The sequence below is a fragment of the Candidatus Frankia nodulisporulans genome, assembly GCF_902806475.1.
GTDB lineage: Bacteria > Actinomycetota > Actinomycetes > Frankiales > Frankiaceae > Frankia > Frankia umida.
This window is the reverse complement of sequence record NZ_CADCWS010000442.1, coordinates 1-1,877: the sequence shown is the minus strand read 5'-3', so window position 1 is coordinate 1,877 and position 1,877 is coordinate 1. Positions and strand designations below refer to the sequence as shown.

Annotated in this window: 2 protein-coding genes; both read left to right on the top strand. The window is 69.4% G+C overall.

Features of this window, described 5'->3' with window-relative positions:
* The first annotated feature begins 83 nt into the window (after positions 1 to 83).
* Positions 84 to 1,715, top strand: a complete 1,632-nt coding sequence (locus G6R24_RS20615) for a hypothetical protein (RefSeq protein WP_163550788.1) — start codon at positions 84 to 86, stop codon at positions 1,713 to 1,715.
* A partial coding sequence (locus G6R24_RS20610; protein WP_163550787.1) for a hypothetical protein occupies positions 1,658 to 1,877 on the top strand: 220 nt, incomplete at its 3' end. The genes G6R24_RS20615 and G6R24_RS20610, both read left to right, overlap by 58 nt.

Genomic DNA, 1,877 nt, shown 5'->3' with positions numbered 1-1,877 from the left:
CCAGATCCCTGACCTGCACGATGACGCGCGGCGGCGCGTGCTCGTATGCTGTCCCGGAACGTCCGAGGCGGGGGGCCGGAGGGGTGACAACGCTGAGCGCAGCCGATTCCGGTGATCTCTCGACGGTGCGTTCGTGGAGTGATCTCGCCGCCCATCTCCAGGGCATCCAGAAACGAAGCGGCCTGAGCCTCGGCGATATCCAGCGGGCAGCAAAGAAACTCGCGGCCTCGGGTTCGCCGTACTGCGAACTGCCCACCAGCACCGTGAGCGACGCGCTGAACGGCCGCAGGACGATCAGAAACGACCTGCTCGGGACCCTGCTCGAGGTCCTGGAGGTGCCGTCCGAGGAACGACAGAAGGTACGGCGGGCATGGCAGCGGCTGAGCACGAGCGTCGGCCAGGGGCCGGCGCTCGCCGGCCACGTCGCCGAGGCAACCGGCCGTGATCTTGGGGTCCATCCCGCGATTCCGCTTGCCGGCGGCTTCGGCCGGCCAACCACCGGCGGCGGCAGCGGCGAGTTTCCCCGCTATGTCGAACGGGATTTTGACCAGATGCTCCGCGAGATGATCAAAAAGGGTCTGCAGGAGGGTGTCTTCGTCCTGCTGCTCGGCGGCTCCTCCTGCGGTAAGACCCGATCGCTGTTCGAAGCCGTCCGGGCGCTCGTGCCAGGTTCGTGGTGGCTGGCGCAGCCGACGACCACCCAGGAGATTCGCGATCTCGTCCAGGTGCCGACCGAGGACACCGTGCTCTGGCTGGATGACTTCCACCAGTTCCTCGGTGCCGATCCGCCGCTGCGTCAGGCGGACTTCAAAGCCCTCCGCAAAGCGGGGATGATAATCGTCGGCACGGTCTGGCCCGTCCATTATCATTCACGCCGACAACTGGATTACGGCGATACCGGTGACATCTACGCCGAGGATCGGAAGATCCTCGAAGCCTCGGAGCTGATCCCGGTCTCGGCCCAGCTCAGCGAGGGCGAACTGCGGCGTGCTCGTGCGCTCGCGCCGACCGATCAGCGCGTGGCGACCGCTCTCAGCATGGTCGACACGGGATTCACCCAGGTCCTGGCGGCCGCCCCTGACCTCGTCCATCTGTGGGAGGTCCCGCCTACGCCGTACTGTCAGGCGGCCATCTCCAGTGCGGCGGACGCGCGCCGGCTTGGTGTACGCGTCTCGCTGTCCACCGACACCCTCGCCACGGCGATGGCCGGCTATCTGACCCGCTCGCAACGTGCCTCGCCCGCGCGGACCTGGCTGGAACGCGCGTTGGCGCACGCCGCGAGCCCGCGCCACGGTGAGGTGACCGCGCTCATCCCGGACGGCGACGACGGCTCGGCGGAGACGTTCGACGACCACCGAGCGGCCGTCTCCTACCGCGCGGCGGACTATCTGACGGAATACATCGGTCGGGCCCGCCGGACCATCTGCCCGCCGGAGAGCCTGTGGCAGGCGCTGGCCAGGGATCTGCGTGGCGCCGAGGATCTGCGCCGGCTGGCCGGCGCGGCGCTGGCCCGGATGCGCTACACCTACGCCGAGCGCGCACTGAGCCGGCTCCACGACGAACATGACGACTCCGCGGCCAGCGCGGAACTCATCGCGCTCCTGCGCCGCCAGGACCGGCTCGACGAGGCCCTCGAGGTCGCCGACGTGTCGCCGACGTGTCGCTGGCGGCGAAGCCCGCCGACCAGCAGCGACGGGACCGCTGGGATGCCCTGATCCGACTGCAGGTACACGTCGACAAGCTCCGCGACCCGGCGAAGGACGATCCCCACAGCGCGGCGCAACTCGCCGAACTCCTGGCCGACGGAGGACGGGCGTACGAGCTACGCAGCCTCGCCGAGCGGGGCAACGCCCGCGCGGCGGAGAACCTCGCCGAGC